We start from the raw sequence: 25,574 nt of genomic DNA on the forward strand, positions 1-25,574 counted from the left end.
GTTTTTACTGGGGCTTTGTGGTAGCTCTGGCCTATGCAAACAGCCCCCATTCTTGATCTTTCTGCCATCCCGGTTTTGCAGCGCGCAGCGGTTCTGGCATTGATGGATGAGGTGACAGCGCTGAAGGATATCACCAAGCGGCAGGAACATCTGATCGCTGAACTGAACCACGCCCTGCATGGCAAACGGTCAGAGAAGCTGTCCGAGGATGAGCGACAACTGGCGTTCGAGGATCTGTCCATCGCGCTGGCCGAGGTCGAGGCGGAAAAAGAAAAACAGGCCGCCAAAGCGGGCGACGGGACGGCCAAACCGTCGCCCAAGCGCACCATCGGCAACCTTCCCGCTGCGCTGCCGCGCATCGAAGAGGTCATCGAACCTGACAGCCTGATCTGCCCATGCGGCTGCGGTGTCATGCACAGAATTGGCGAAGACCGCAGCGAGCGGCTGGACATCGTGCCTGCCCAGCTGCGCGTCATCGTCACCGTGCGCCCGAAGTATGCCTGCCGGACCTGCACCGACGGGGTCACCCAGGCATCAGCGCCATCGCATCTGATCATGGGCGGCCTGCCGACCGAGGCCACCATCGCTCATGTGCTGGTCAGCAAATATGCGGACCATCTTCCCTTATACCGCCAGAGCCAAATACTGGCGCGCGCAGGGCTTGATCTGCACCGCGCGGTGCTGGCCGATTGGGTCGGAAAAGCGGCGTTCCATTTGAAGCCGGTTGTCGACCGGCTGGCCGACCATCTGAAACGATCCGGCAAGCTGTTCATGGACGAGACAACGGCTCCGGTGCTGGACCCGGGGCGCGGAAAGACAAAGACCGGGTATCTTTGGGCGTTGGCTCGCGACGACCGAGCTTGGGGCGGTGAGGACCCGCCCGGCGTGGTTTACTTCTATGCCCCGGGTCGTGCGGGTGAGAATGCCGAAACCTTCCTCACCGGCTTCGATGGCATCCTGCAGATCGACGGGTATCAGGGCTATAATCGGTTGACCAAACCTTCGCGCAAGGGTGGTACGCCCATTCGGGTGGCCCATTGCTGGGCGCATGCGCGCCGCAAGCTCAAAGAAGTCTTCGACCGCGACGGATCAGAGATCGCCGCAGAAGGGCTGCACCGGATCGCCGAATTTTACGCCGTCGAGGCCGATATCCGCGGTATCTCGCCCGGCCAGAGATTATCAGCCCGTCAGGCCCGCACCGCGCCGCTGGTCGCAGCCTTCGGCGACTGGCTTCAGGCGCAACGCCGCAAAGTCTCCAGTAAATCCCGGCTCGGCGAAAAGCTGACCTACATCCATAACCATTGGAATGGGCTGCAAACCTTCCTGACCGATGGCCGCGTCGAGATCGACAACAACCGCGTCGAAAACCTCATCCGCCCCATCGCCCTCAATCGCAAAAACGCGCTCTTCGCCGGCCACGACGAAGGCGGCATCGCATGGGGCCGCATCGCCTCGCTGATAGAGACCTGCAAGATCAACGGCGTCGAACCCTTCGCCTATCTCAAGGCCACCCTCTCAGCAATCGCCAACGGCCACCCGCAAAGCCGCCTTGACGACCTTCTGCCGTGGAAATTTGCGCCGTCAAGCTAATCCGCTGGTGCCATCCAGCTAACGCTTACGGTAAAGAAGTCGTTTAGCTCTTTGGAAACCCCTGCGTTCCGCAGCATGTCCTTGAGGGTGCCCCTGAACGAGTGAAGCGCCTTGCGATCATCGTCTCCGACCGCTGAGCGGACAAAAGGCATCATTGCACGGGAAGCATTGTTCTGCGATTTTCCGTCTTGACCTTCGGGGTAGTCGAACAGGCGATCTTCGCCTGGTTCAGGCAATAGAAGCTGCCGGTGCAGAGGAACAAAACGCTGTGAACCCGGCGTCTTGATGATCGCCTCTGTAAGATCGAGGTAGGTGATTTCATCCCTTTGTTTCACCTGGTGCCATCGGAGTAGTGCGATTTCGTCCAACCGGGCACCAGTTGTTGCCAGCAACGACATGCACAGGCGCTCCTGCACCGGGAGTTCCTGGGAAAATATCTTCTCCAAGTCTTCCGTCGGAAAAGGTTTCCACGGACGTCCAGGGTAACCGTAGTCGGAGAGGCGAAGATTCCGAAGCTTGTGGTCTTCGATGAGATCATGTTCTTCGCACCAGGTCAGCATCGTACCCACGGCTCTGACTCGTGTCCCGACAGTGCTTCTGGCATAGCCGCTTTGGTCGAGGTAGCGGGCATACTGATACCCGTGCTTCTTTTTCAGTTGATCGATTTGCAAGTCGCCGACCACAGAGATGAACTCCTTCAGGTGGCCGACAACACCGTTCTTTGTCTTTTCCCGGCCCCAGTTCCGACCTTCCACGTACTTGGGCCATACCCTGGACATCCGAAGTGATATGTTTTGCTTTGGGATAACAGGTTTCGGCCTCCAGGCCAGAAGAGGATCGGGTGGTCCCACCACGTAGTTGAATTTCACTTCCGGTTGTGGATTCAACCGTTCGAGTTCAGCATCAAATCTAGCATAGATTTCTTCAGTGATCCGATGCTGACGCCGTTCTGCTTCTTTTCTGTCCGTTGTTCCCGTTGACCGCCTGATCTGCTTGTCATTTCCCTTCTGCAACTCCGGAGGCTTGGTAACCTGCACGTACCAGACGTTGCCCTTTGCCCTGAGCGAGATAAGTTTCGAAGGGTGGTAACTCAAAGTCATATATCCACCATAGTGTCCAAAATAGTGTCCAATACAGGTTCCAGATGCTTCTGAAATCCTTATTTTCTTACAGTATTGGTGTGATGATGGTCAATGGAGGCGAGTACCGGAATCGAACCGGTGTACACGGATTTGCAATCCGCTGCGTCACCACTCCGCCAACTCGCCATCCGTGGTGTAGGGCTGCCTTATTGCCGGTTTTGCAGGGCTTGTCCAGATGGCAAAACCTGTAATTGAACCGGCCGCGTTCATTGCAGATGTTTGCGCATGAAATCCGCTGCGCGAAGGTTGGAATCGCGGGTTGCCAGATCGTCGGCGAAGGTGCGAACGTTGGGCGGGCGGAAATCGAAGCCACGGCCGACGCCGGGATAGATGATCAGCTTCACGTCGCGGCCCGCCTCCTTCATGAACCGTACTGCCGTTTCGATTGAGCGGCGGCGTTGGTACTGCTCGTATTCGCCGATGAAGACCATAGTGGGGATCGCCAGACGGTCAAGGTCTGGGTGGTAGCGATAGACCTGAAGTGGCTCAACGGCATTGGGGTCCTGCCAGTGCGGGTAGAACGAGACATAGCAGGCTACGTCGCGCGACTGGCGGTTCTGGTCGACGGCGACACGCAGGGTGTAATAACCGCCACGGGTGTGGGAATAGACGCAGGCTTTGCTGCTCGACACGTCCGGTTGCTTCAGAAGGAAGTCGATCCCGGCACCGACATCACCTTCCATCGCTGGGTCATGCTCGAGCGGGAAGACCTCGACGAAGCGCGCTTCGTAGACATCTGGGGCCAGAACGACAAAGCCGCGTGCGGCCATGCGACGGGCTAGGCGCTGAACGAACGGGTCGAGCCCTCGGCGGCCGTGCTGGAATAGGACGGCAGGAAATTTCCCTTGGGTTTCAGGGCGGTAAAGTATGGCAGGCACGTCGGTACCATCGGCGGGGTTGGTATAGCTGACTTGGCGTTCAGAAACCGCGTGGTTTTCCGGGGCGGGGATTATGCCCTTGTCATACCACTCGTCTGACCACCAGAATTTGTCCTCCACCGGTTTGGTGTTGATCGGAGCATCAAGGGTTCGGCCAACGACGGTGTCGGCGGACTGGGCCAGAATACCGGGCGCGGTAAGGCCAAGTGCCATCACTGCCGCCAGCGCGATAGCGCGGGATTTCAGGGTAAGGAACATGGTTGGGCCCTCCGTTCGTTTCAAAAGTTGCGCCATGGCACCGCAAAAGCGGCCCTTGCGTCAACAGGTTTCCCAAGCACGGCTGGGTTTCGATCATGAGCCGTGGCCTTTCAAACATGGCAGGAAAGTGCCGCGCAAATCGCCCGGTGGTCATTGCCGCTGCCGGATAGATATGCGAAATAGGAGCCACTGGATTCTGCTCAAACCTTACAGGCACTGATCATGACAGATTTTACCGCGCGCCGGACGATGATGGTGGACACTCAGGTTCGCCCCTCGGACGTCACCAAATTCCCGGTCATCGAAGCGATGCTCTCCGTCCCGCGTGAGGCCTTTGTGCCCGACGATAAGCGTGAAGCGGCTTATATCGGCGAGAATGTCGATCTGGGCGGCGGGCGCGTTGTGCTGGAAGCCCGCACCCTGGCCAAGATGTTGGATGCTCTGGATATTCAGGGCGACGAGCTGGTGCTCGATATCGGTTCGGGGCTGGGCTACTCGGCGGCGGTGATCGCCCGCATGGCCGAAGCCGTGGTCGCTGTCGAGGAAGACGAAACCTGGGCCGAAGAGGCACAAACACAGCTGGCCGAGCAAGGCGCGGATAACGTGATCGTTCAGCAGACGGCGCTGACCGAAGGCGCGGCACAGCATGGCCCTTATGACGTGATCTGCGTCGAAGGCGCAGTCGAGAACCTGCCCGAGGCATTGACCGATCAGCTCAAGGAAGGCGGCCGGATGGGTGTGCTCTTCGCCGAGGGGGCGCTGGGTGTTGTGCGTGTCGGTTACAAAATTGATGGACGGATGAACTGGCGTTTTGCGTTTAACGCAGGAGCGCCAGTGTTGCCCGGGTTCGAACGGCACACGGCCTTCGCGCTCTGACGGGCAACCCAAAGACAAAAAAACGACAGGAGCGGACAACATGGCGTGGGTGCGATTGAAGGCGAAGCTGGCAATTGCCGGTGTGGCGATGGCAATGGCGCTGGGCCCGGTTGCGGCCAAGGCCGAGACGCTGGCCGATGCCATGGCTTCGGCCTATGAGCACAATGGCTTGATCGATCAGAATCGCGCCTTGTTGCGGGCGGCCGATGAAGATGTAGCCCAAGCCTACTCCGCTCTGAAACCGATTATCAACTGGTCAGTGGATGTTACCCGCAGCTGGGGGCGGGCCTATAGCAGTTCGCTTGGATTCTCGGTGGGTTCCGGCGCCACCGAAGCCAATGCTGGGATCGCAGCTGAACTGCTGCTTTGGGATTTCGGAACCAGCGCGCTGAAAGTTGACATGGCTAAAGAGGCGGTGCTGTCGACTAGGCAGGCCCTGTTGTCGGTTGAACAGCAGGTGTTGCTACGTGCCGCATTGGCCTATCTCGAAGTGCAGCGGAACCACGAGTTCGTACGCTTACGTGACAACAACGTGCGGGTGATCGGTGTCGAACTGCGTGCTGCGCGTGACCGGTTCGAAGTGGGCGAAGTGACTCGCACCGACGTGGCCATCGCCGAAGCCCGGCTGGCGGCGGCACGTTCGGCTCATGCGGCGGCGCAGGGTGGATTGGCTCAGGCCATCGAGGAGTTTCGCGCCGCGGTGGGCCGCAGGCCCGGGCACCTGCAATCGCCGCCGCGCCTGCCCAATCCGGCCAAATCGTCCGAATCTGCCAAGGCTGCCGCATTGCGCCAGCATCCCGAGATGTTGAAGGTTCAACATGACGTCGCTGCCGCCGAACTTGCCATTTTGGCGGCCAAGGGGGCGATGAAACCAACGATCAAGCTGACCGGGAAATACGGTTTGTCGCAAACCTTCAATAGCCCGGCTTATTCTAACGGTGGTTCGATAGGGGTCGAGGCCTCAGGCCCTATTTATCAGGGTGGACGGTTGAGTTCGCTGGTGCGTCAGGCGATGGCGCGGCGCGACGCGGCACGTGGTGGTCTGCACGTCGTGCGCCACTCGTTGGCGCAGAATGTCGGTAATGCCTGGGCCCTGCTGCAGGTTGCTCGCGCGGGCCGCGAAGCCAGTGAGCGGCAAGTGCGGGCCAGCACTGTGGCGTTTCGTGGGGTTCGCGAAGAAGCCACCTTGGGTGCGCGTACGACACTGGATGTGCTGGATGCCGAACAGGAACTTCTGGACGCCAAGGCCAATTTGATTTCGGCAACAATCGACCAGCATTCGGCGGCCTATCAGTTGCTTGCGGCGATGGGTTTGCTGACTGCCGAGCGGATGAAGCTGCGGGTGCCGCATTACGATCCGGCGGCCTATTACAACCTGGTAAAGGATGCGCCGACGGTGCATTCCAAGCAAGGAAAACAGCTCGACAAGGTGCTGCGCGCTCTGGGGAAAGAGTAAAAATCGCCGTATCTGTTGTGAGAATCTCACCGAGGGGTTAAACTCTTCGGGAGGCAAGCAGTGGTAAATCCGTATGAATGACCCCGTGACCAATGTGGAAATCGAGGACGTGTTGTCGTCTATTCGCCGTTTGGTGTCTGAGAACGCGCGCTCCGACGATGCCAAGGACGAGACGAATCGTGAGGCATCCGATTCGGCGCTGGACGCTCTTGCAGCAGCGACCGCGAAACCTGCCGAAAAGCTAGAGAAGACACCCGAGATCACCGATGGCGATGATGAAGGCGCTCCGATGGCCGAAGATGTGCAGCCGGTGAGCAACATGCTTGTCCTGACGGCGGATCATCGCGTGCCCGAGGCGGCCAACCTGCATGATGAGGTGCAAGAGGATCTGGCAAGTGAGCTGGATGAGATCCATCACTGGGCGGATGACGGGGCTGAAACCCGGGTGGAAGAGATCGCTGAACAAGAACAGTTGGAAGCGGTGATCCATGATGCCATCGACGAAGCGGTTCAGGATATCGTGGCCGACATCGAAACCGACTATGAACCAGACGTTGACCAGGATGACCTGGAGGAGACGTTGGATGTGTCTGAGCCGAGTAACGACGTCCCTGAAGATGCAGTTGAGGCGCTGACCTTTACCCATAGAGGGCCGGATTTCGGGCTGGAAGATGGCATTGAAGATGACACCGCCGCCCTTGCCAGCCGCATTGCCGAGTTGGAAGCGGCCGTCGGTGAGCGCGACGATCAATGGGAACCTGACGGAGATGGCGACGGTGGTGATAACGCCGGCGGGCCTGTCGAGGCGATGGCTTGGGAAGATACCGATGTCCCCGAGAGCGGTCATGATCATGTTTGGGAGGCTGATCCGCTTGTCGTGGAAGAGTCGCAGATGGTCGAGCCGGAAGAACCAGAACCCGAGCCCGAATCCGAGCCTGCTGAGCCTGTGCAGGAGGCCGCGCCAGAGCCGGAATCCGAACCGGATTCCGAACCCGAGTCCGCCGCCGACCCGCAACTGGCCCGTGATCTGGATCCCACACCGGAGCTGTTCGCCGATTCAGATGCGGTGATCGATGAGGAAACGCTGCGCGAAATGGTAGCCGAGATCGTTCGCCGTGAACTTCAAGGGTCATTAGGCGAGCGGATCACTCGCAATGTGCGCAAGCTGGTGCGGCGCGAGATCCACCGTGCTTTAGCCGCGCGAGAGCTGGACTGAGCCCGGGTCAGATTTCTACTGACAATTCCAGAAGAAGATCGAGATCGAGGTGAGTGGCGATGTGGGTGCCTAGCCGGTCCAGTACCGCGTCGGTCTCGGCGTCGTAGGCGGTGCTCGACGCGCCGCCTAGTTGCGCCAGGAAATCGCCACGAAACTGGTCGGAACTGAAGAGGCCATGCAAATAGCATCCCATCACCCGACCGTTGCCGGAGGTCGCGCCGTGGGTGGTGCCGCCAATTGACAGCCAGGCTCGCACGCAATCCGGCCCGGTCGTCTCGCCGATGTGGATTTCATAACCGCAGACCGATGCACCAGTGGGCAGATATTCTGCCTGTTGCAGAGCCAGGTGTTTTTTCGGAGTCATGGTCGTCTCCACATCGAGAAGGCCAAGGCCCTCGACTTTGCCCGGCGGACCTTCGATGCCTTCGGGGTCGTCGATCACTCGGCCGAGCATTTGGTATCCTCCACATATGCCCAGAACATGTCCCCCGCGCCGCAAATGCGCCAAGAGGTCGATATCCCAGCCCTGGGCGCGGAAATGGGCCAGATCGGCGATTGTGGATTTCGAGCCGGGGATCAGCACCAGGTCCGCGTCGCCGGGAAGGGGGCGCCCGGGCTCGACAATCTCGACGCTGACGCCGGGTTCGACGGAAAGCGGGTCGAGGTCGTCGAAATTGGCAATCCGGGCCAGCCGCGGCACGGCAACTTTAAACGCGTCCGGTTTGGGCGACGAGGCAATGTCCATCACGTCCTCGGCAGGCAGCCGCCAGGCCTCGTCGAACCAGGGAAGCACGCCCAGCGAGGGCCAGCCTGTCATGTCGAAGATGGATGCCAGCCCATCGTCGAACAGGCTGACATCGCCACGGAACTTGTTGATGGCAAAGCCTTTGATCCGAGCGGCGTCGGCAGGGGGCAGGACGGTCTTGGTGCCGACGATTTGGGCAATCACGCCGCCCCGATCGATATCTCCCACAAGAACAACGGGAACATTCGCAGCTTCGGCAAAGCCCATGTTGGCAATGTCTCCGGCACGCAGGTTGATCTCGGCCGGGCTGCCCGCGCCTTCGATAAGCACGATGTCGGCTGTTGTCGCCAATCGATGGAAGCTTTCGAGTGTGGCGTCGAGCAGGCTGGGTTTGGCCTTGGCGTAATCGCGCGCCTTGAGTGTCATCATGCGCTTGCCTTGCACGATCACCTGGGCGCCGATATCGGTTTCGGGTTTCAGCAACACCGGATTCATGTCCGTCGTCGGATCGCGCCGGGCGGCAAGGGCCTGCAACGCCTGTGCGCGGCCAATCTCACCGCCATCTACGGTAACGGCGGCGTTGTTTGACATGTTTTGCGGCTTGAACGGTGCAACCGAGAGCCCGCGATTGCTCAGTGCCCGGGCGATCCCGGCCACAAGCATCGACTTGCCCACGTTCGAGCCAGCTCCCTGTATCATGATGCTGCGTGTCACGGCATGCCCTGTCTTGTGCTAGGGTTGTTCATAATTAGCCGAGCTGTGCGGGGGAAGCGGTCTTTTTACCGATTTCGCGACTCTTTTTTTCGAGTCATGTGCAGTCGGCAGAATTTTTGTCAGGCGTTGAACGTCGGGCGGTTGCGGAAAAGAGCTTCGGTTATTTCAAATCTTTCGATTAGAACTGGGAACATGCGCAGCTTTTTTCATTTCGATCAAGAAAACAATTTGCTGCGCGTCAAGCATGCCGGGATGACTGAAAGCCACATTTGTATCCGGGTCGCCCGTCAGCTTCGAACCTTGCCAAGTTTTGATCCCGCTGCTCATGTTCTGGTCGACATGCGGGAGGCAGAGGATGCGACCTTCCGGTCGAGTGATTGGTTAAGTTTTGGCCTGCTGCTTGAAGCGGAAAAGAAAGACCTGGAGAACAGCATCCGCTATGCGATCTTAATTGCGCCGGATAGCGAATGCGCCTTGGCCGAGGCCCGGACTTACGAGGGCTATGTCGGATCGGTCTCAAACATGCAGGTCGAGATTTTCGATGACGCAGAGCGTGCGGCAGAATGGCTGTTGTCGGGCAAGCCCAAGGCGGTTTTGGCCGATGATCTGGAGTGGACCGAGATTTCCGTCGTGGCCTAGCTCGGGCGGGTGTGTTCGGCTGCACAAAAAGAAAACCCCCACGCCTCCACGAGGAGGCTAGGCCCGAGTTTCGGGAAAATTCTATTTCGATCAGGCGGCTTCGGCCTGTTGTGCCGCGGCGTTGCGGCGTTCGCTTTCTTCGCGCGACAGCGCGACCGAGGTCCGAACACCCTTGGCGACAAAGCCCATCAGGCCTTCGACAACGCGTTCATTCGGGTCGATCCCGGCGCAGGAAAGCACTTCGCGGCCGTCACGGGACCGCGCCCAGCGAGCGATCTGCTCGGGGCCGTTGCCATATTTCTTGTCGTCGGCGATGGCGTCGTCGAGTGCAGCCAACACAACGGCTGCAAAGAGTTTACGTGCACGGTTGCCTTGCTCATTATTGAAGGCCGTGCCGTCAACGAAATCTTTCATGTTCCGTCCTTTGTTATTGCTCTTGTAATTCCGGCGTGGGGTCCCTTATGACGAGTTTCGGATGATTCGGGTAGCCCGTTTTTGCATAGCTTGCTTGCAAAAATTGCATGGCTCACCCCGGGAGGCACCAATATTTCGTCTTCTTGCCCTTCTAGTGAACCCCAGATATAGGTGCCGCCAAACTCCGATCAACCTTTTTGCCACGGTTTTGACTCAATGCCTAAGATCAACGGAAACGAGATTCGCCCCGGGAATGTCCTGGAACACAATGACGGCCTGTGGGCCGCCGTAAAAGTTGACCATGTGAAGCCCGGCAAGGGTGGGGCGTTTGCCCAGGTCGAACTTCGCAACCTTCGTAATGGATCCAAACTTAACGAGCGGTTTAGAAGCGCCGACAAAGTCGAGCGCGTGCGCCTGGAACAGAAAGACCAGCAGTTTCTTTATGAAAACGACGGAATGCTGGTGTTCATGGACAGCGAAACCTACGAGCAGATCGAGCTTCCGGCCGAGATTCTGGGCGATCGCCGCCCGTTCCTGCAGGACGGTATGACCATTGTGGTCGAGTTTTACGAGGCCGAAGCGCTGAACGCGACTTTGCCACAGAAAGTGACCTGCACGATCGAGGAAACCGAACCGGTGGTTAAAGGTCAAACAGCCGCCAACAGCTTCAAACCGGCGATCCTAGACAATGGGGTAAAGGTGATGGTGCCTCCCTTTGTTGGCGTGGATGAGGCCATAGTGGTTAACACCGAGACGATGGAATACGTGGAACGCGCCTGAAACGCGGCCCCCCTGTGGCGATTTGACACCCCGGCTCGGCAGCGCCAGGCCGGGTTTTTTTGTGCGCAATCGGAACGTGAGTGCCCGGGATGGGAATGCAGGCAGGTTTTTCCCCTGATGCCCAACATTCGAAATCCGGCATAAGAAACCTACCTGACGCCTTGGTTTTGGTTTATCCGGCTTCGTTTCTTGAGGAACGAGTGTGTGTTTGCGGCCGGTTGTTTCATGAGTACCGGGCGGTTCAGGCTTCGTGGGAGAGAGACAAGTACACGCGGTTCACGTGCGCCACGAAGGGCGGGGTCGGAGCAATCCGGCCCCGTTCCTTTTTCGGGCTATGCCAGCGCATCCTTGTCCCAATGTGCCGTGACATCCCCAGCCATCAATTCGTTGTCCGCCCGATCAAAACGCAAATAGGCAATGGCCTTGTTGCCCGACACGGTGTGCACCGTGCCAGCCGGCTTGCCTTTCGAGGTGAGTTCGGTTCCCGGCGCGACGGGGGCTGACAGATGGATGCGGCCCAGTCCCTTGCGCAGTTCTGTCTTGTGCTTCATGCGGGCGGTGACCTCTTGCCCGACATAGCAGCCCTTGCGGAAATCGACGCCGTTCAGACGTTCGAACCCGGCCTCGAGGATGAACGTGTCGGGTGTCAGTTCCGCGCCGGTTTCGGGGATGATGTTTTCGACCCGGATCGCGTCCCAGTCCGGCTGCTCTTCCGAACCTGACGTGCCGGCCTCGTGATAGGCGCGCCAGCCCAAGGCCGCGTGGCGTGGGTCGGAAAAGGCGCCCACCGGTCTATCGCCGATACCGCACCGGACTTGCAGGGCGGTCTCTTCTATCTCAACATCGGCGCGCAGCTTGTACATCGACAGGCGGGTGATTGTCGGCGCGGCGATCCGCGCATCAATATCCAACAGGATCGCATCACCCGCGGGCACCAGAAAGAAATCGGCCAAGTACTTGCCCTGGGGCGTCAGAAGCGCGGCATAGACCAGCCCGTCGGACAGGTTTTTTACATCGTTGCTGACCAGCCCCTGAAGGAAGCTTTCACGGTCGGCGCCGGTGATACGATAGATTGCGCGGGTCATGGCCCCTCCCAAGTTCTGCGTCGCTGTAATATAGGGGGTTCGAAACCAGTTAACAGGGGCAAGATGCGCGCCGTTCTTTCCATCGTGATCCCGACCTTGAATGCTCAGGACGAGCTGCCTTTGTGTCTGTCCGCCTTGATGGAAGGAATAGAGGGTGGGGTGATCCGGGAACTGGTACTATCCGATGGCGGGTCTGAAGACGCTACCCTTGCTATCGCCGAAGATGTGGGCGCGGTAGTTGTCACCGGCGCGCCATCGCGCGGCGGGCAGCTGCGGCGCGGCGCCGGGGCGGCACAGGGCGAATGGCTGCTCTGTCTGCATGCCGATACGCAATTGGGGCCGGGCTGGGCTGAGGCCGTACTGACGCATATCGCGATGTATCCAGGCAAGGCAGGGTACTTCCAGCTTCGTTTCGCGACGAAAGGTGTTGCTGCCCGGATCGTGTCGGGCTGGGCCAATCTGCGGGCGCGGTTTCTCGGACTGCCATTCGGGGATCAAGGGCTGCTGATTTCGCGCGCACTCTACGACATTGTTGGCGGGTTCGATGACTTTCCGCTGATGGAGGATGTCGCGATCGCTCGCAAGCTCGGGCGTGGCCGGCTTGCAGTACTGGGCTCTACTGCCCGAACCAGCGCCCAAAGATACGAGACACAAGGCTGGATCCGTCGCGGTGCGCGGAACCTGGGTCTCCAACTCCGTTACCTCTGCGGCGTTTCCCCTGAGCGGCTAGCGCAACGCTATCGGCAGTAGGGCCGTCGTCCTTGAATTGCAGCGAGTGCAGCCGGGCATAGAGGCCGCCGCGTGCCAGCAACTCCTCGTGCTTACCTTCGTCGACGACCTGACCGCGATCCATCACAACGATCTTGTCGGCATTACGCACTGTGGACAGGCGGTGTGCGATCACCAGCGTGGTGCGGCCCTTGGACAGCTCGTCCAACGCCTCCTGCACCACGGCCTCAGATTCAGCATCCAGCGCCGATGTTGCCTCGTCCAGAAGCAGGATTGGTGTGTCACGCAACAGTGCCCGAGCGATGGCAACGCGCTGACGCTGGCCACCCGACAGGCTTGATCCGCGCGGACCGACGGGGGTATCGAGCCCGTGCTCCAGCTTTGGCAGGAAGTCGGTGACATGGGCGGCCGAGAGCGCGACCTGCAAGGCCTTGTCGCTGACATCGGTGCGGCCCAGCAGTATGTTTTCACGCAGGGTTTCGTCAAACAGGGCGGCGTCCTGGCTGACCACCGAAAAGAGATCGCGCAGATCTTCGAGCGTCATGTTCCCCGCGCCAACACCGCCGATCTGGACTTTGCCCGATTGCGGATCAACCAGACGGGTGAGCAGGTTAAAAATGGTGGATTTTCCCGCACCCGAGGGGCCGACAAGCGCGGTGGTCTTGCCCGGTTCGGCCACCAGATTGGTGCCATTCAATACCTTTGTGTCGCCATACGACAGGTCGACGCCTTGCAGAGTAATGCCGGGCGTGCCCTTGGGCGCATCAACCGGGTTGTCCGGCGAAATCAGCGTCGGTTCCGCTTCCATCAGAACCTTGATCCGCTCGATCCCGGCGGCGGCGACCTGCCAGAGGCCAGCCATCGTGCCCATGCGGCGCAGCGGTTCAAAGGCAAAGCCGATGGCGGTGAAAAACCGCATGAACTCACCCACCGTTTTTTCGCCTGAGATGATCTCGCCGCCGCCAAAGTAGAGCACGCCGAAAAAGCCCAATCCTGCCATGACGTCGACAAGGCCAGGAATAGTGGCTGTGCCCGCCGCCGAGCGGACTTCGGCCTTGACCAGATCATCGGTCAACTCGCCAAAGCGATCGGATTGGTATTGCTCGAGCCGGTTCAGCTTGACCGGGATGATGCCATGAAAGACCTCGTCTAGCCGGGTGGCGAGCTTGGCGCCAAGATCACGGGCTTCGCGGGCGCGGGCGCGGACAAACTTCTGGACGACTTGCGAAGGAGCCACGAGGATCGGGGCGCCAATCAGGGCGATCACCGTCCACAGCCAATCGACCGAGACGGCCACACCGATCAATACGATCAGCGCGAAGATATCACGACCGAGGCCGGTCATGATATTGGGCCAGGCCAGGTTCACGGTTGTGACGTCGCCCTGCACCCGCTGAATAAGGAATCCGGGCGGGTGGGTCTGATGAAAACTGCCGTCTTGGCGCATGATCCGGGCCAGCAGGTCACCGCGCATCCGGGCGGCAACATTCTGGGAGATATAAGACAGAACGGTTTTCTGCCCGACCGAAGCCAGCGCCCGAACCACGAAGATACCCATGACCCCGAGGCCCACCCAGACAAGTGCCGAGCGATCACCGGCGACAAAAACCTTGTCGAACATCGGCTCCATCATCATCGCCAGCGCGCCCTGGGTTGCGCCTTCGAGCGCCATGAACAACAGCGCCAGCAGCACCAGCCCGATATGGCGCTTGAGATACCCACGCCAGAGCCAGCCCAGAAGCTGGCGGCTGTCGGCATCACTGTCTTGGTTGGCGGTCTGGTCGCTCATCCACAGCCCCTTTTGGCGGTGACCCTGATCGCTTGGTAGGCGGACCGGTCCCGGCTGGCAGTTCCTTCATGTAGCCGGGCACGCGGCGGCTGACAAGCATTGCCGACTCTGGCGGGATTGACGCGGTCTGCGCGCCGGGTAGGGTCGCAGGTTCCAGACGATAGGAGAATCGACCATGTCTGATGCAGGTGGACGCGGATATCTTGCCATTCCCGGGCCTTCGGTGATGCCCGAGGAGGTGTTGCGCGCGATGCACCGCGCTGCGCCCAATATCTATGAAGGCGCACTGGTCGAGATGACGGCGTCGATCCTGCCGGACCTGCAATATGTGGCTCGGACCTGCGGTAAGGTGGGCATCTATATCGCCAATGGGCACGGTGCCTGGGAGGCGTCGCTGGCCAATGTGATTGCGCCTGGCGACACGGTTCTGGTGCCTGCGACGGGGCGGTTTGCCCATGGCTGGGCCGAGATGGCACAAGGGTTGGGCGCCGAGGTGGAACTGATCGAGTTCGGCCGCTCGGCGGCGTTCGACGCGGGGCGCGTCGAAGACGCGTTGCGGGCCGACAAGGAAGGCCGGATAAAGGCGGTTCTGGCGACCCATGTGGATACGTCGACCTCGATCGTCAATGACATCGCGTCGCTGCGCGCGGCGATGGATGCGGTAGGGCATCCGGCGCTGTTGATGGCCGATTGCATCGCTTCGATGGGCTGTGACCGGTTCGAGATGGATGAATGGGGGGTCGATGTGGCCGTCGCTGCCAGTCAGAAGGGGTTGATGGTGCCGCCGGGGCTGGGTTTTGTTTTTGCGTCGGAGAAAGCCGAAGAGGTGCGGCGCGGGATGGAACGTGTCAGCCGGTATTGGGATTGGCAACCGCGGTTTGACCCGGAGTTCTATTACCAGCATTTCGGCGGCACCGCGCCGACGCATCACCTGTACGGGTTGCGCGCATCGCTGGACATGATCCGGGCCGAGGGGATCGAATCGATCTGGGACCGGCATGAACGACTGGCCCGGGCAATCTGGGCGGCCTGTGCCGCTTGGGGACAGGGCGGGCCGCTGACCATGAATGTCGAAGATCCGGCGCATCGGTCGCGGGCAGTCACGGCCCTTAGGATCGGGTTGCCGCACGGGCCACGCCTGCGCCGATGGGTCGAGGAAAACGCGGGCCTGACTCTGGGTATCGGGCTGGGCATGTCGGAAAAAGGTGATCCGTCAGGCGGCGGTTTTTTCCGGCTGGGCCATATGGGCCACGTGAACCCGCAGATGATCATGGGGCTGTTGGGTGGGATCGAAACCGCCTTTGCCGCATTGGATATTCCGCACGGGCGCGGGGCGCTTGAGGCGGCGGCGCGAGAACTTGCTGCGGTGTGAGTGCGTTAAGGACGGAATTTTGATTACTTGGGCCGAGAAAGAGCAGCAGGTTACGTTCCGTTGTCAGGTGTCGCGACGGGCCAGATAATGATCAAGCCGGGTAATCAGGTAGTCGAGAAAGACGGCCAAGATCAGCAGGGCCGAAAAGCCCATGGTCGCCCAGACCACCATGAATACCCACAGAAGGTTAACAAAACCCATCACCAACGTGGCGGTTTCATAGTTCGAGACGCTGAGGCGTGGATGGCTACGCATTGGTAGGCTCCTGATCAATGAGAAGGAGCATAGCGTGGTAAGTCCAAAGAAGTGGTAAACCCTGCGTGTGCGGGCCCTATGCGCGGGCTTCTGCCAATGCTTTTGGCAAGGCATCAGCGAAATGGGTCAGCAAGCCCGTTGGGCCGCAGGATAGCCGGATGCAGCGATTGCCCGGCGCGGCAAAGGGCATACGGACGAAGACGCCGCGTGCGACCAGACCATCGAGAACCGATTTGGCAAACGTTCCATCGCCACCGCAATCGATGGTGACAAAATTGGTGGCCGAGGGCAGGGCGGTGAGGCCGTTATCAGCGGCGATCCGGGTGATTTCATCGCGGGCGGCGGCGACGTTGGCGATGTTCTCGGCCAGGTATTGTTGGTCGGCAAGCGCGACGAGCGCGCCCTCCTGCGCGGCGCGGTTCATGCCGAAATGGTTTCGGATCTTGTTGAAAGCATTGATCAGCTCCGGGGCGCCCATGGCATAGCCCACGCGCGCGCCAGCCATGCCGTAAGCCTTTGAAAAGGTGCGCATGCGGATGACGCGCGGGTCGTCGATATCGATATTGGGTACAGCGTCGGCTGGGGCGAATTCGACATAGGCTTCGTCGAGGATCAGAACCGTTCCTTCAGAGATGTTGTCGAGCTGGGCCTCGATTTCTTCACCCGCGACCCAACTTGCCATGGGGTTGTCGGGGTTGGCGAAATAGACCAGTTTTGCGTCGACCTCGGCTGCTTTTTCAAGCAGGGCTGGCAGATCCTCGGCATCGTCCTTGTAGGGTAGTTTGACCAATTCACCACCAAAGCCCGCAACATGATAGTTGAACGTGGGGTAAGCGCCATCGGACGTGACGACCTTGTCACCGGGGCCAACGACAAGGCGAGCGAGGTAACCGAGCAACCCGTCAATACCTTCTCCGACCATGATGTTTTCGGGTTTGACGCCGTGATGCGCAGCCAGCGCGTGGCGCAGGTCGTGGCTTTCGGGGTCGCCATACATCCAGATGTCAGAGGCGGCTTTGGCCATGGCCTCAACGGCTTTTGGGGAGGGGCCGAAGACGTTTTCGTTCGCGCCTAACCTTGCTTTGAATTCAAAGCCTTGCAGGCGTTCCTGGGTCTCGGGGCCGACAAAGGGAACGGTGGCGGGCAGGGATTGGGCGAGCGGGGTGAGGCGAGGTCCGTGGGTCATGGGGGAGAGTTAACCCTTTGCGGCGAGCGTTGAAAAGGCGATTCGGGATGCTTAGATGAGAATAGTTCGCAAGTAATGGGGTTCATGATGGCGAAACTGACACGGCGCGGCTTTATCGCCGCTACATTGGCAGCGGGCACGGTCCGGACATTGCCGCAGATCGCAGCGAAAACCGGTGGGCGGCGTATCCTGACGCTGGTTTACGACAAGTCGCTTGGGATGATGCGCGCTGTTGAGCGGGTTGTGCCGTAGGCGCGCAATTCCAACTGTGCCGTGAGGTCAGGCTTTTCCTGAAACGCTTCACACGGCACTCTGCCGGGCAACTGGATAAAGGAGTGCCCCGATGGCCCGTGTTACCACCGAGATCGTCGATCATGTTGCCCATGTCACCCTGACCCGGGGCGACAAGATGAATGGCGTCGATCAGGAGATGGCCGAGAGCATCGTGGCCGCCGGGGATGCCCTGATCGATAACGCGGATGTGCGCGCGGTGGTGCTTTCCGGCGAGGGGCGGGCCTTTTGTGCGGGCCTTGACGTGGCAAGCTTTGCGATGCTGGCTGGGCAGGACCCGCACGGGGTGGTCATGCCCCGGCTTGAAGGCAAGAATACCAATCTTTATCAAGAGGTTGCGATGGTCTGGCGGCGTGTGCCGGTGCCGGTGATCGCCTCGCTGCACGGGGTTGTCTTTGGCGCAGGGTTCCAGCTGGCGCTGGGGGCGGATGTGCGGATTTGCCATCCCGAGACCAAGCTGGCGGTGATGGAGATGAAATGGGGATTGGTGCCGGATATGGGCGGCATGGTGCTGATGCCCGAGGTGATGCGCTCGGACGTGATCCGGCGGATGACCTATACGGCCGAGCCGGTGGACGGGGCGCAGGCGCTGGATTGGGGCGTTGTCACAGAGGTTTCCGAGAATCCGCTTGAGGCCGCCAAGGCCCTGGCGAGTACGATAGCAGGCAAGAGCCCGAGCGCGATCCGTGCGGCCAAACGGTTGATCGATGTGGCCGAAAGCGGCGCGGGAGAAGATGCGGTGTTGATCGCGGAAAGCCAGGAGCAATCGGATCTGATCGGAAAGCCGCATCAGATGGAAGTGATTGCCGCGAACATGCAGAAACGGGCACCGAAGTTTTAGGTGACGGGAGTGGTGGGTTGAGACCCACCCTACGGGCGTTTGCGAACCCACATTTGTGAACCCAGAGGTCGGTGGGGTTAACGGGTGATCTGTGGTGGATCGGTAACAGGGCTGGAACCTGTCTGGTTCCTGTCGGGTATCTGTCTGGCGCTCGGTGGGGCAGAGATTTGGTAAGGGGAAATGGTTAACGCATCGTGCGGTCGCGGCGGGTGAACGCACTGCGCCCCGCCTTGGACGTCGTGTGACGTGTCAGGCGGGGCGCAGTTGAGTATTTGAGCAAAGAAAGAGGGGGCGGGTCAGCCCATTTCTTCGAGCCGCTGCATCGCCGATTTTAGCGTGGCCTGTTCTTCTTCGCGGGCCCGGAGATTTTCCGTGGCCTCGGCCACGACCTCTTCGGGGGCGTTTTCAGCGAATTTGGGATTGTTCAGACGCCCCTTGAGTCCGCCGATTTCCTTGGCCAGCTTGTCGAGGGTTTTTTGCAGGCGGGCCTTTTCAGCGTCGATGTCGATGATGTCGGCCAGAGGCAGGCCAAACTCGCCCCCGTCAACGGCGATGGTCACGGTTCCCTTGGGGAAATCGGCCTTGGTCAGGCTGTCGATCCGGGCAAGGCGTTTGATCATGACCTCGTTATTGTCCCAGGCGGTCTGCCCGGCGGCATCGAGCGACTTTTGCAGCATTGGCAGATGCAGGCCGGCAGGCACGTGCATTTGCGCACGGGCGGAGCGGATGCCCTCGATCAGGTTGATCACCCAGTTCATTTCACGGTCGGCCGCGGGATCGATCAGGTCGCTGCCATAGTCGGGCCAGTCGGTGAGCATCAGGAAGCCATCACGTTGGGCCGTGGTCTGCCACAGCTCTTCGGTGATGTAGGGCATGATCGGGTGCAGAATCAGCAACGTCTGATCCAGAACCCAGCGCATGGTGGCTTGGGTTTCGGCCTTGGCGGCTTCGTCGTCGCCCTGAAGAAGGGGTTTCGAGAACTCGACATACCAGTCGCAGACTTTGCCCCATGTGAAGGCGTAAAGCGCGTTGGCAGCGTCGTTGAAGCGATAGTCAGTCAGGGCCGCATCGACGGTTTCGCGGGTGCGGGCGACTTCGCCGATGATCCACTTGTTAACGGTGGCGTTGGCCGAAGGGATACCGGCGGAGGTGGCGGCCTCGTAGACGCCGTTCATTTCAGCAAAGCGGATGGCGTTCCAGATCTTGGTGCCAAAATTGCGGTAGCCCTTGATCCGGTCCTTGGAGAGTTTCAGCACGCCGCCAATCGCTGCCATCTGCGCCATGGTGAAGCGCAGGGCGTCGGCTCCGTATTCGTCGACGATTTCCAAGGGGTCAACCACGTTGCCCTTGGTTTTCGACATTTTCTGCCCCTTCTCGTCGCGCACAAGCTGGTGCAGGTAGACGGTGTGGAACGGTTCGCGATCGGTGATGGCAAGCTGTTGCATCATCATCCGGGCAACCCAGAAGAACAGGATGTCGAAGCCGGTGACGAGGACATCGGTGGGGTAGTATTTCGCCAGTTCCTCGGTCTGTTCCGGCCAGCCCAGCGTGCCCATCGGCCAGAGGCCGGAGGAGAACCAGGTGTCGAGCACGTCTTCGTCGCGCCAGACCGGGTAGACCAGTTTGGTCGGATCCTGGGTGGCTTCGTATTCGGCCAGCGCGGTGGCAAAGGCCTCGGTTGCGGCGTGGCGGTCTTCGACCTCGATCACGCGGGCGTGGTCGAGCGGCGTCGGCAGGGTTGCAAGAACGTCGTTGAATTTCGGGATGACGTTTTCGAAGCTCGTCGCAGCGTGGTGACGCTCGTCCCCGATCAGCAGGTTCTGATCGAGCAGGAAGCGGCCCATTTCGACAAGATCGAGCGCACCGTCGCCTTCATCGTCGTAGAAACCATCGGCGGAGAGGTTGAAGCCGAACCAGACCGGGATCTGGTGGCCCCACCAGAGCTGGCGTGAGATGCACCAGGGTTCGATGTTTTCGAGCCAGTGGTAATAGGTTTTTTCGCCCGATTCCGGGATGATCTTGGTGCGGCCTTCGCGGACGGCATCAAGGGCCGGGCCGACAACCTTTTCGGCGTCCACGAACCACTGGTCGGTGAGCATCGGTTCGATGACGACCTGCGAACGGTCGCCGAAGGGTTGCATGATCGGTTTGGCTTCGACGTAAGGAATGGGGTGCGTAACCTCGTTCCCGTCGTCATCCTTGACCGTTTCAGTGGTCATTACCGCGAGGCCTTCGTCGGTGATTTCCTGCACGACCTTGGTGCGGGCCTCAAACCGGTCGAGGCCGCGAAGGTGGTCGGGGATCAGGTTGATCACGTCGATTTCGCTCTCGGTGAAGGCCTTGCCGCGGGCGTAGTCCTGCGCCTTGCTGGCCTCATCCGCGTAGGGCGCGCCGTCGGCGCGCATGTGCCCACGGGTGTCCATCAGGCGATAGCAGGGAATGTTGCCGCGCTTGGCGACACCGTAGTCGTTGAAGTCATGTGCGCCGGTGATTTTCACTGCGCCCGAGCCGAAGGTGGGGTCGGGGTAGTCATCGGTGATGATCGGGATCTGGCGGCGGTGTTCCTTGGGTCCCACGGGAATTTCGCAGAGCTTGCCGACAATCGGGGCATAGCGTTCATCGCTGGGGTGCACCGCGACCGCGCCGTCACCGAGCATGGTTTCGGGCCGGGTGGTGGCGATGGAGATGTAATCGCGGGTCTCGGTCAGAGTGACGTTGCCGTCCTCGTCCTTCTCGACGTAGGTGTAGGTCTCGCCGCCCGCCAGCGGGTATTTGAAGTGCCACATGTGGCCGGGGGTTTCGATGTTTTCGACCTCGAGGTCCGAGATTGCGGTTTCGAACTTCGGGTCCCAGTTCACCAGGCGTTTGCCGCGATAGATTTTACCTTCGTTGTAGAGATCGACGAAGAACTTGATCACCGCGTCGTGGAAATTGGCCGAGTTTTCATGACCCGTGCGCGGATCGCCCGGCGCACCGGCCATGGTGAAGGCGTTGCGCGACCAGTCACAGGAGCATCCAAGGCGTCGGAGCTGATCGATGATGGTTGAGCCGTATTCGCCCTTCCACTCCCAGACCTTTTCCAGAAACTTTTCGCGGCCCAGTTCACGGCGGCCGGGTTGCTGGGTTTCTGCCAGGAGTTTTTCAACCTGCATCTGGGTGGCGATGCCGGCGTGGTCCTGACCGGGCTGCCACAGCGTGTCGAAGCCGCGCATTCGGTGCCAGCGGATCAGGATGTCCTGGAGCGTGTTGTTGAAGGCGTGGCCGACATGCAGTGCGCCGGTCACGTTGGGCGGAGGGATCATGACAGTAAAGGTTTCGTCCCGGCTTGCATTGGCGCCGGCCTTGAAGGCGCCGCCGTCTTCCCAGGCCTTGTAGAGCCGGTCTTCGGCTTGCTGCGCGTCGAATGTCTTTTCCATCGCCATGATCAGATGGTCCCGTCGTAGTCGGTTTCGTGTCGGGGCGTTCCTAGCGAATGGGGGGGGAAAGGGGAAGGGGTTGGCGGCAGGTTTCACTTACCGTTGCACCTGAGCGTGTTTGTGCGCGCGCTCTTGTGCTACTCAAGCGGGATGCGCAGGTAGAGGTGATAATACTGGAAACCCCAAACTTCCCTGGCGCGGCTGATTTCCGACGTTGCCGCCGCAACGATCGCGGTCGCCACCACCGAGGTCACGAGGTCGCCAGTGTTTACACCGACCGCGTTGACAATCTGGTCCGGATGCAGGACGCCCTGGCCGATCTTGTCATTCACCTTGCACGTGACTTACAGTGGTTCGGGGCGCCCTTTGGTTTGGGGAAAGTTCACCCAGGAGGGCGAGATGAGCTCGGCTTTGAACTGGCTTGACTTGAACACGCATCGTGCACCGCCGATTTCTACTGGATTTCCGTTGGGACCCTCGATGAAAGTTCGGACACCGCGATCTAGCTTTCCCACAACAGGCGGCGTGTTTGGCGATCCAAGCCGCACAAAATCGACCGGCTCCCGCTCTATGTCGAGGGGCACCTGGCACGCGGAAAGGGAGAGGGCCAATGGCAGGGCGGCGAGGGTTTTACGCATGAGATGCCTTTCTGTCGGTTTGGCTCCAAATAGCTTGGTACGGGGCGGGGTACAGAGTCCGTGGATGCCGGCGTATCCGTGTCACGGCCCCGTGCAGATCACTCGAGCGCCACGCCAACGCCCGCTGCCGGATCCATGACATAGGCCCAGTGGTCGCGTTCCTGGGCCACGCCATGGGTGGCGGCAGCCGCGACAAGGGTGACAAGCAGGGCGGCACCGGGATGGGTACCCGAGGTGACGCTCATGTATCTCGCTGCCAGTCGCGAGGTGATCTGTGTGCTGCCGGTCTTGTCGTTGGCCTTGCAGGTGATCGTCATCGGCGATGCCTTGCCCTTGGTGCGCGGAAATTGAACCGTGGCCGGGGTCTGGAATCTGGCGACGAATTCGTCGGATTTCGCAGTGCAGGAGGCGCCGGACACTTCGACCCGCTTATTGTCGGCATTCTTGGTATAGGCCCGAACCGGGGCCGCGTCGAGTTTCACCACCTTCTGGGCGTTGCCCGATTTGGTGCGGGCAAAATCAACCGGTTTCGAAGTGATTTCAATCGGCTTCATGCAAGCGGAAACGGTAATGGCGAGGGGCAGAATCAGAAGTGCTTTTTTCATCAGATTTACTCGTTAAAGTTTAGTTTTGATGGTGGTAAGCTAGACGCTAAATGGCGTCAACGGGTTTTCGCATGTTTGCCATGCGCGCCCGCTTGTCCCCGGTTTTGCGCAGGCTATAAATGTGGTTGCAATGGCTTGGGGGTGAACATGTCCGAAAACCGCATCATGATCGCAGGCGGCGGGATCGCCGGGTTGTCTCTGGCGTTGACGCTGCACGAGATCGGGGTGCCGTTCACCGTTTTCGAGTCGGTGCGCGAGCTGAAACCGCTGGGGGTGGGGATCAACCTGCAACCCAACGCGGTGCGCGAGCTTTACGACATGGGCGTCAGTGCCGAGATGCTGGATGACGTCGGCGTGCCGGCCAGAGAATGGGCGCTTGTCGGGCGCAACGGGCGCGACATCTATGCCGAACCGCGCGGTGAATTGGCCGGTTACAACTGGCCGCAATATGCGGTGCATCGCGGTGGGTTCCACATGCTTCTGGCGCGGCTGGTTCGGGAGCGCGCGGGCGAGGATGCGGTGCAATTGGGGCAACGGGTGACGGGCTATGAAAATAGCGCCGACGGAAGCGTGACGGCGCTTGTCGAAGGTGCCGAGGGGGAGGGGACGCGTGAAACAGGGGCGCTGCTGATCGGGGCGGACGGGATACATTCGCAGATTCGGGCTCAGATGCATCCCGAACAGCCGCCGATCCATTGGGGCGGCGCGGTGATGTGGCGCGGTACGACGATGGCCAGGCCCATTCGCACCGGGTCGTCTTTTGTCGGGCTGGGTTCGTCCGAGCAGCGCATGGTGATCTATCCGATCTCGCACCCGGACCCCGAGACCGGGCTGGCGCAGATCAATTGGATCGCCGAGGTGACCTATGACGACCCGAACGCGCGCGATGCCGTGGGCTGGTTCCGGCAGGTAGAGATTGACGATTTCGTGCAGCATTTCGAGGGTTGGAATTTCGACTGGCTGGATGTGCCTGCGCTGATCCGCGGGGCGGATGTGGCCTATGAAAACCCGATGATCGACCGCGATCCGGTCGAGACCTGGCGAGATGGTTCGGTGGCGCTGATGGGGGATGCGGCACATGCGATGTACCCGACGGGGTCGAACGGGGCGAGCCAGGCGGTGATTGATGCGCGGACGCTGGGGGCGTGCCTGTTGCAGCATGGTGCAAATGCGCAGGCATTGGCGGCCTATGACGAAAAACTGTGCGGACCGGTGAGCGAGCTGATCCTGCGCAACCGCGGCGCTGGGCCGTTCGGATTGCTGAATATGGTCGACGAGCGCTGTGGCGGGGTGTTCGAGGAGATTGACACGGTGGTGCCCGCCGAGGAGCGGACCGCCTTCATGGCGGCCTACAAGGCGGCGGCGGGCTTTGCCATCGAGACGCTTAACGCGGCACCGCGCACGATTGTCGAAGGCGCGAAGGTGGCCCGGTAAACCGACTGTGGGCGGTTAGAGGCTGCGCAGGAAAGCGTGTGTTTCCGGGCTGTCCAGATGGGTTTCGGCGTCCTTTATCACGGCAGGCAAGACGTGGGCCTGTGCCTCGGGTTCGGAGAAGCGGCGCGGTCGGGTGACCTGATCCAGATCGTCGAAGAAAGGCGCTCGGCCGCTAACCTGATTCAGCCAGTCATGGATTGGGGCGAAAGCCCGATATAGCTCATCGCGTTGGCCAGGGCCGAACAGATCGACCGCGTCATTGGCCGGCAGGGGCAGGCGCGTGGCGGCGGTTTTGAGATGGTCGCGAAACCGCGAAGCGTCGCGCGGCGACAGTTGCGCGAAGGCCTGTCGCGAAAGGCCGATCAGTGCATAAGGCAGGCTGACATTGCTGTTCTCGGGGAAGGTGAGATCGGGCGGCAGGTTGCAGGCATCGGCAAAATGGCGCGCCGCGCCACCGATGGTGAGGGTGTCGCGATAGGGGGTAAGGATCACGCGGGCGCCGGGAAAGGCGTCGAGCCAGGGTGATAGTGCCCGGCGAAAGTCAAAATGAACCGAGCCAAGATAGTCCCCGAGCCCATCCTGCGACAAGGCAGGGAAGGGCGCCCCGAATTCCAGCCGCTGGCTTTGCCAGGCGGCGATGGCATCGTCTGGGCGGCGGATCGTGGCCATGATCGTGACGTCACCCCGGCCGAACGTATCGGCAAAGCGTGAAGGGATTTCCGGGGCGTGCAACGCGGCGCGGGCGAGGTCCTCGGAACAGAAGATCACGCTTTGGGCGCGCATGGTCCCGGCCATGTCCCGCACCATGTTGAGTGCCAATTGCCCGGTGAACATTGGGCGGTGAACCTGCGGAAAGGTTTGCTCGGGGCGGGCGTCGGCAAGAAGCCGGTAGGCGAGCGCGTTATGCGCCATCACCTCGTTGAGACGTTCGGGGCTGTCGGGTGCAAGCCTGTCTGTGGTGTCGGCAATGAGCCGGGATAGGGCCGCGGGGGTCACGGGAGGGTAGAAAATACCGTCTTTTGCCAGCCGGGTCTGATTGGCCAGAAGGAAGCGTTGCAGGCTGGTGGAGCCGGTCTTGTGCAGGCCGAGGGCGAAGATCTTTTGCATGGATGAGCCTTGGCCGATGTCCTGTCTGATCGTTCCTGGACCGGAGAGTAGGGCGTAGGCGATGCGCCTTCAAGTAGACCTTGTCGCGCGAGACGCCAGTGAACGGCATGCGTTGAGA

At 60.5% G+C, this 25,574-nt stretch carries 22 protein-coding genes, 1 tRNA gene and 1 pseudogene; 11 read left to right on the forward strand and 13 right to left on the reverse strand.

All coding sequences use genetic code 11. The features are described from left to right. Positions 1-33: 33 nt before the first annotated feature. Positions 34-1,590, forward strand: coding sequence for an IS66 family transposase (locus RXV86_RS13475; RefSeq protein ID WP_316300521.1), 1,557 nt, complete (start codon positions 34-36; stop codon positions 1,588-1,590). Here the strand turns inward: RXV86_RS13475 and RXV86_RS13480 are convergent. The 3 genes from RXV86_RS13480 to RXV86_RS13490 all read right to left on the reverse strand — a co-directional run bounded on the left by RXV86_RS13480 (position 1,587) and on the right by RXV86_RS13490 (position 3,868). Beyond that, positions 1,587-2,690 carry a DUF6538 domain-containing protein gene (locus tag RXV86_RS13480; protein ID WP_316300692.1) on the reverse strand — a complete coding sequence of 368 codons (1,104 nt, stop codon included), beginning with the start codon at positions 2,688-2,690 and terminating at the stop codon, positions 1,587-1,589. The genes RXV86_RS13475 and RXV86_RS13480 overlap by 4 nt on opposite strands. Positions 2,691-2,784: 94 nt before the next feature. Continuing rightward, positions 2,785-2,858, reverse strand: a tRNA-Cys gene (locus RXV86_RS13485). An 80-nt stretch (positions 2,859-2,938) separates the two neighbouring features. Beyond that, the gene (locus RXV86_RS13490) at positions 2,939-3,868 is read right to left on the reverse strand and encodes a dienelactone hydrolase family protein (protein WP_316300693.1); all 930 of its coding nucleotides are present in this window, start codon (positions 3,866-3,868) and stop codon (positions 2,939-2,941) included. Positions 3,869-4,090: 222 nt separating this feature from the next. On the opposite strand from RXV86_RS13490, the gene RXV86_RS13495 reads away from it, so the two are divergent. The 3 genes from RXV86_RS13495 to RXV86_RS13505 all read left to right on the forward strand — a co-directional run bounded on the left by RXV86_RS13495 (position 4,091) and on the right by RXV86_RS13505 (position 7,416). Beyond that, entirely contained in the window at positions 4,091-4,744 is a 654-nt protein-coding gene (locus RXV86_RS13495) for a protein-L-isoaspartate O-methyltransferase (RefSeq protein ID WP_316300694.1), read from the forward strand. 40 nt (positions 4,745-4,784) lie between these two features. Beyond that, the gene (locus RXV86_RS13500; RefSeq protein ID WP_316300696.1) at positions 4,785-6,200 is read left to right on the forward strand and encodes a TolC family outer membrane protein; all 1,416 of its coding nucleotides are present in this window, start codon (positions 4,785-4,787) and stop codon (positions 6,198-6,200) included. Positions 6,201-6,285: 85 nt separating this feature from the next. Further along, positions 6,286-7,416: a hypothetical protein gene (locus RXV86_RS13505; RefSeq protein WP_316300698.1), complete on the forward strand. Its 1,131-nt coding sequence runs from the start codon at positions 6,286-6,288 to the stop codon at positions 7,414-7,416. 7 nt (positions 7,417-7,423) lie between these two features. Here RXV86_RS13505 and RXV86_RS13510 read toward each other — a convergent pair whose 3' ends face one another. Further along, positions 7,424-8,875 carry a cobyric acid synthase gene (locus RXV86_RS13510; RefSeq protein ID WP_316300700.1) on the reverse strand — a complete coding sequence of 484 codons (1,452 nt, stop codon included), beginning with the start codon at positions 8,873-8,875 and terminating at the stop codon, positions 7,424-7,426. 192 nt (positions 8,876-9,067) lie between these two features. Between RXV86_RS13510 and RXV86_RS13515 the strand changes: the two genes are divergently transcribed. Next, a complete protein-coding gene (locus RXV86_RS13515) occupies positions 9,068-9,514 on the forward strand; it encodes a hypothetical protein (protein ID WP_316300702.1) in 447 nt (148 codons plus the stop codon). 90 nt (positions 9,515-9,604) lie between these two features. On the opposite strand, the gene RXV86_RS13520 is transcribed toward RXV86_RS13515, so the two are convergent. After that, positions 9,605-9,928 (reverse strand): DUF6280 family protein, encoded by a 324-nt coding sequence (locus RXV86_RS13520; RefSeq protein ID WP_316300704.1) that lies wholly within the window; start codon positions 9,926-9,928, stop codon positions 9,605-9,607. Between the two features lie 216 nt (positions 9,929-10,144). On the opposite strand from RXV86_RS13520, the gene efp reads away from it, so the two are divergent. After that, positions 10,145-10,708 (forward strand): elongation factor P, encoded by a 564-nt coding sequence (efp, locus tag RXV86_RS13525; RefSeq protein WP_316300706.1) that lies wholly within the window; start codon positions 10,145-10,147, stop codon positions 10,706-10,708. Between the two features lie 332 nt (positions 10,709-11,040). Here efp and RXV86_RS13530 read toward each other — a convergent pair whose 3' ends face one another. Then, positions 11,041-11,793, reverse strand: a complete 753-nt coding sequence (locus RXV86_RS13530) for a folate-binding protein (RefSeq protein ID WP_316300708.1) — start codon at positions 11,791-11,793, stop codon at positions 11,041-11,043. A gap of 63 nt (positions 11,794-11,856) precedes the next feature. On the opposite strand from RXV86_RS13530, the pseudogene RXV86_RS13535 reads away from it, so the two are divergent. Then, positions 11,857-12,474: pseudogene (locus RXV86_RS13535) on the forward strand (TIGR04283 family arsenosugar biosynthesis glycosyltransferase); the annotation flags it as partial. Here the strand turns inward: RXV86_RS13535 and RXV86_RS13540 are convergent. After that, complete coding sequence (locus RXV86_RS13540) at positions 12,410-14,311, reverse strand: ABC transporter ATP-binding protein (protein WP_316300710.1); 1,902 nt, start codon at positions 14,309-14,311, stop codon at positions 12,410-12,412. The pseudogene RXV86_RS13535 and the gene RXV86_RS13540 overlap by 65 nt on opposite strands. A gap of 175 nt (positions 14,312-14,486) precedes the next feature. On the opposite strand from RXV86_RS13540, the gene RXV86_RS13545 reads away from it, so the two are divergent. Beyond that, positions 14,487-15,683 carry an aminotransferase class V-fold PLP-dependent enzyme gene (locus RXV86_RS13545; RefSeq protein ID WP_316300712.1) on the forward strand — a complete coding sequence of 399 codons (1,197 nt, stop codon included), beginning with the start codon at positions 14,487-14,489 and terminating at the stop codon, positions 15,681-15,683. 63 nt (positions 15,684-15,746) lie between these two features. Here the strand turns inward: RXV86_RS13545 and RXV86_RS13550 are convergent, their stop codons facing one another. Both RXV86_RS13550 and RXV86_RS13555 read right to left on the reverse strand, forming a co-directional pair. Next, positions 15,747-15,938, reverse strand: a complete 192-nt coding sequence (locus tag RXV86_RS13550; RefSeq protein WP_316300714.1) for a histidinol phosphate aminotransferase — start codon at positions 15,936-15,938, stop codon at positions 15,747-15,749. Positions 15,939-16,014: 76 nt separating this feature from the next. Further along, a complete protein-coding gene (locus RXV86_RS13555; RefSeq protein ID WP_316300716.1) occupies positions 16,015-17,124 on the reverse strand; it encodes a pyridoxal phosphate-dependent aminotransferase in 1,110 nt (369 codons plus the stop codon). A gap of 87 nt (positions 17,125-17,211) precedes the next feature. On the opposite strand from RXV86_RS13555, the gene RXV86_RS13560 reads away from it, so the two are divergent. Together RXV86_RS13560 and RXV86_RS13565 are read left to right on the forward strand one after the other, a co-directional pair. Then, complete coding sequence (locus tag RXV86_RS13560) at positions 17,212-17,376, forward strand: Tat pathway signal protein (RefSeq protein ID WP_316300718.1); 165 nt, start codon at positions 17,212-17,214, stop codon at positions 17,374-17,376. A gap of 91 nt (positions 17,377-17,467) precedes the next feature. Continuing rightward, positions 17,468-18,256 carry a crotonase/enoyl-CoA hydratase family protein gene (locus tag RXV86_RS13565; protein ID WP_316300720.1) on the forward strand — a complete coding sequence of 263 codons (789 nt, stop codon included), beginning with the start codon at positions 17,468-17,470 and terminating at the stop codon, positions 18,254-18,256. 296 nt (positions 18,257-18,552) lie between these two features. Here the strand turns inward: RXV86_RS13565 and RXV86_RS13570 are convergent, their stop codons facing one another. The 3 genes from RXV86_RS13570 to RXV86_RS13580 all read right to left on the reverse strand — a co-directional run bounded on the left by RXV86_RS13570 (position 18,553) and on the right by RXV86_RS13580 (position 22,915). Then, entirely contained in the window at positions 18,553-21,678 is a 3,126-nt protein-coding gene (locus tag RXV86_RS13570; RefSeq protein ID WP_316300723.1) for a valine--tRNA ligase, read from the reverse strand. 131 nt (positions 21,679-21,809) lie between these two features. Then, positions 21,810-22,004 (reverse strand): hypothetical protein, encoded by a 195-nt coding sequence (locus RXV86_RS13575; RefSeq protein WP_316300725.1) that lies wholly within the window; start codon positions 22,002-22,004, stop codon positions 21,810-21,812. Positions 22,005-22,408: 404 nt separating this feature from the next. Continuing rightward, entirely contained in the window at positions 22,409-22,915 is a 507-nt protein-coding gene (locus RXV86_RS13580; RefSeq protein WP_316300726.1) for a hypothetical protein, read from the reverse strand. A 147-nt stretch (positions 22,916-23,062) separates the two neighbouring features. Between RXV86_RS13580 and RXV86_RS13585 the strand changes: the two genes are divergently transcribed. After that, positions 23,063-24,349: a flavin-dependent oxidoreductase gene (locus tag RXV86_RS13585; protein WP_316300728.1), complete on the forward strand. Its 1,287-nt coding sequence runs from the start codon at positions 23,063-23,065 to the stop codon at positions 24,347-24,349. A gap of 15 nt (positions 24,350-24,364) precedes the next feature. Here the strand turns inward: RXV86_RS13585 and RXV86_RS13590 are convergent, their stop codons facing one another. Then, positions 24,365-25,456: a hypothetical protein gene (locus tag RXV86_RS13590; RefSeq protein ID WP_316300730.1), complete on the reverse strand. Its 1,092-nt coding sequence runs from the start codon at positions 25,454-25,456 to the stop codon at positions 24,365-24,367. Positions 25,457-25,574: the final 118 nt, after the last annotated feature.

Source organism: Aliisedimentitalea sp. MJ-SS2, from assembly GCF_032586155.1.
Lineage (GTDB): Bacteria > Pseudomonadota > Alphaproteobacteria > Rhodobacterales > Rhodobacteraceae > JAWHTC01.

What these genes read in the sequence shown, in the direction of transcription:
- RXV86_RS13475 (WP_316300521.1), top strand. Translation starts at nt 34, where the DNA reads ATGCAAACAGCCCCCATTCTTGATCTTTCTGCCATCCCGGTTTTGCAG.
- RXV86_RS13480 (WP_316300692.1), bottom strand. Translation starts at nt 2,690, where the DNA reads ATGACTTTGAGTTACCACCCTTCGAAACTTATCTCGCTCAGGGCAAAG.
- RXV86_RS13490 (WP_316300693.1), bottom strand. Translation starts at nt 3,868, where the DNA reads ATGTTCCTTACCCTGAAATCCCGCGCTATCGCGCTGGCGGCAGTGATG.
- RXV86_RS13495 (WP_316300694.1), top strand. Translation starts at nt 4,091, where the DNA reads ATGACAGATTTTACCGCGCGCCGGACGATGATGGTGGACACTCAGGTT.
- RXV86_RS13500 (WP_316300696.1), top strand. Translation starts at nt 4,785, where the DNA reads ATGGCGTGGGTGCGATTGAAGGCGAAGCTGGCAATTGCCGGTGTGGCG.
- RXV86_RS13515 (WP_316300702.1), top strand. Translation starts at nt 9,068, where the DNA reads ATGCGCAGCTTTTTTCATTTCGATCAAGAAAACAATTTGCTGCGCGTC.
- RXV86_RS13520 (WP_316300704.1), bottom strand. Translation starts at nt 9,928, where the DNA reads ATGAAAGATTTCGTTGACGGCACGGCCTTCAATAATGAGCAAGGCAAC.
- efp (WP_316300706.1), top strand. Translation starts at nt 10,145, where the DNA reads ATGCCTAAGATCAACGGAAACGAGATTCGCCCCGGGAATGTCCTGGAA.
- RXV86_RS13530 (WP_316300708.1), bottom strand. Translation starts at nt 11,793, where the DNA reads ATGACCCGCGCAATCTATCGTATCACCGGCGCCGACCGTGAAAGCTTC.
- RXV86_RS13540 (WP_316300710.1), bottom strand. Translation starts at nt 14,311, where the DNA reads ATGAGCGACCAGACCGCCAACCAAGACAGTGATGCCGACAGCCGCCAG.
- RXV86_RS13545 (WP_316300712.1), top strand. Translation starts at nt 14,487, where the DNA reads ATGTCTGATGCAGGTGGACGCGGATATCTTGCCATTCCCGGGCCTTCG.
- RXV86_RS13550 (WP_316300714.1), bottom strand. Translation starts at nt 15,938, where the DNA reads ATGCGTAGCCATCCACGCCTCAGCGTCTCGAACTATGAAACCGCCACG.
- RXV86_RS13555 (WP_316300716.1), bottom strand. Translation starts at nt 17,124, where the DNA reads ATGACCCACGGACCTCGCCTCACCCCGCTCGCCCAATCCCTGCCCGCC.
- RXV86_RS13560 (WP_316300718.1), top strand. Translation starts at nt 17,212, where the DNA reads ATGGCGAAACTGACACGGCGCGGCTTTATCGCCGCTACATTGGCAGCG.
- RXV86_RS13565 (WP_316300720.1), top strand. Translation starts at nt 17,468, where the DNA reads ATGGCCCGTGTTACCACCGAGATCGTCGATCATGTTGCCCATGTCACC.
- RXV86_RS13570 (WP_316300723.1), bottom strand. Translation starts at nt 21,678, where the DNA reads ATGGCGATGGAAAAGACATTCGACGCGCAGCAAGCCGAAGACCGGCTC.
- RXV86_RS13580 (WP_316300726.1), bottom strand. Translation starts at nt 22,915, where the DNA reads ATGAAAAAAGCACTTCTGATTCTGCCCCTCGCCATTACCGTTTCCGCT.
- RXV86_RS13585 (WP_316300728.1), top strand. Translation starts at nt 23,063, where the DNA reads ATGTCCGAAAACCGCATCATGATCGCAGGCGGCGGGATCGCCGGGTTG.
- RXV86_RS13590 (WP_316300730.1), bottom strand. Translation starts at nt 25,456, where the DNA reads ATGCAAAAGATCTTCGCCCTCGGCCTGCACAAGACCGGCTCCACCAGC.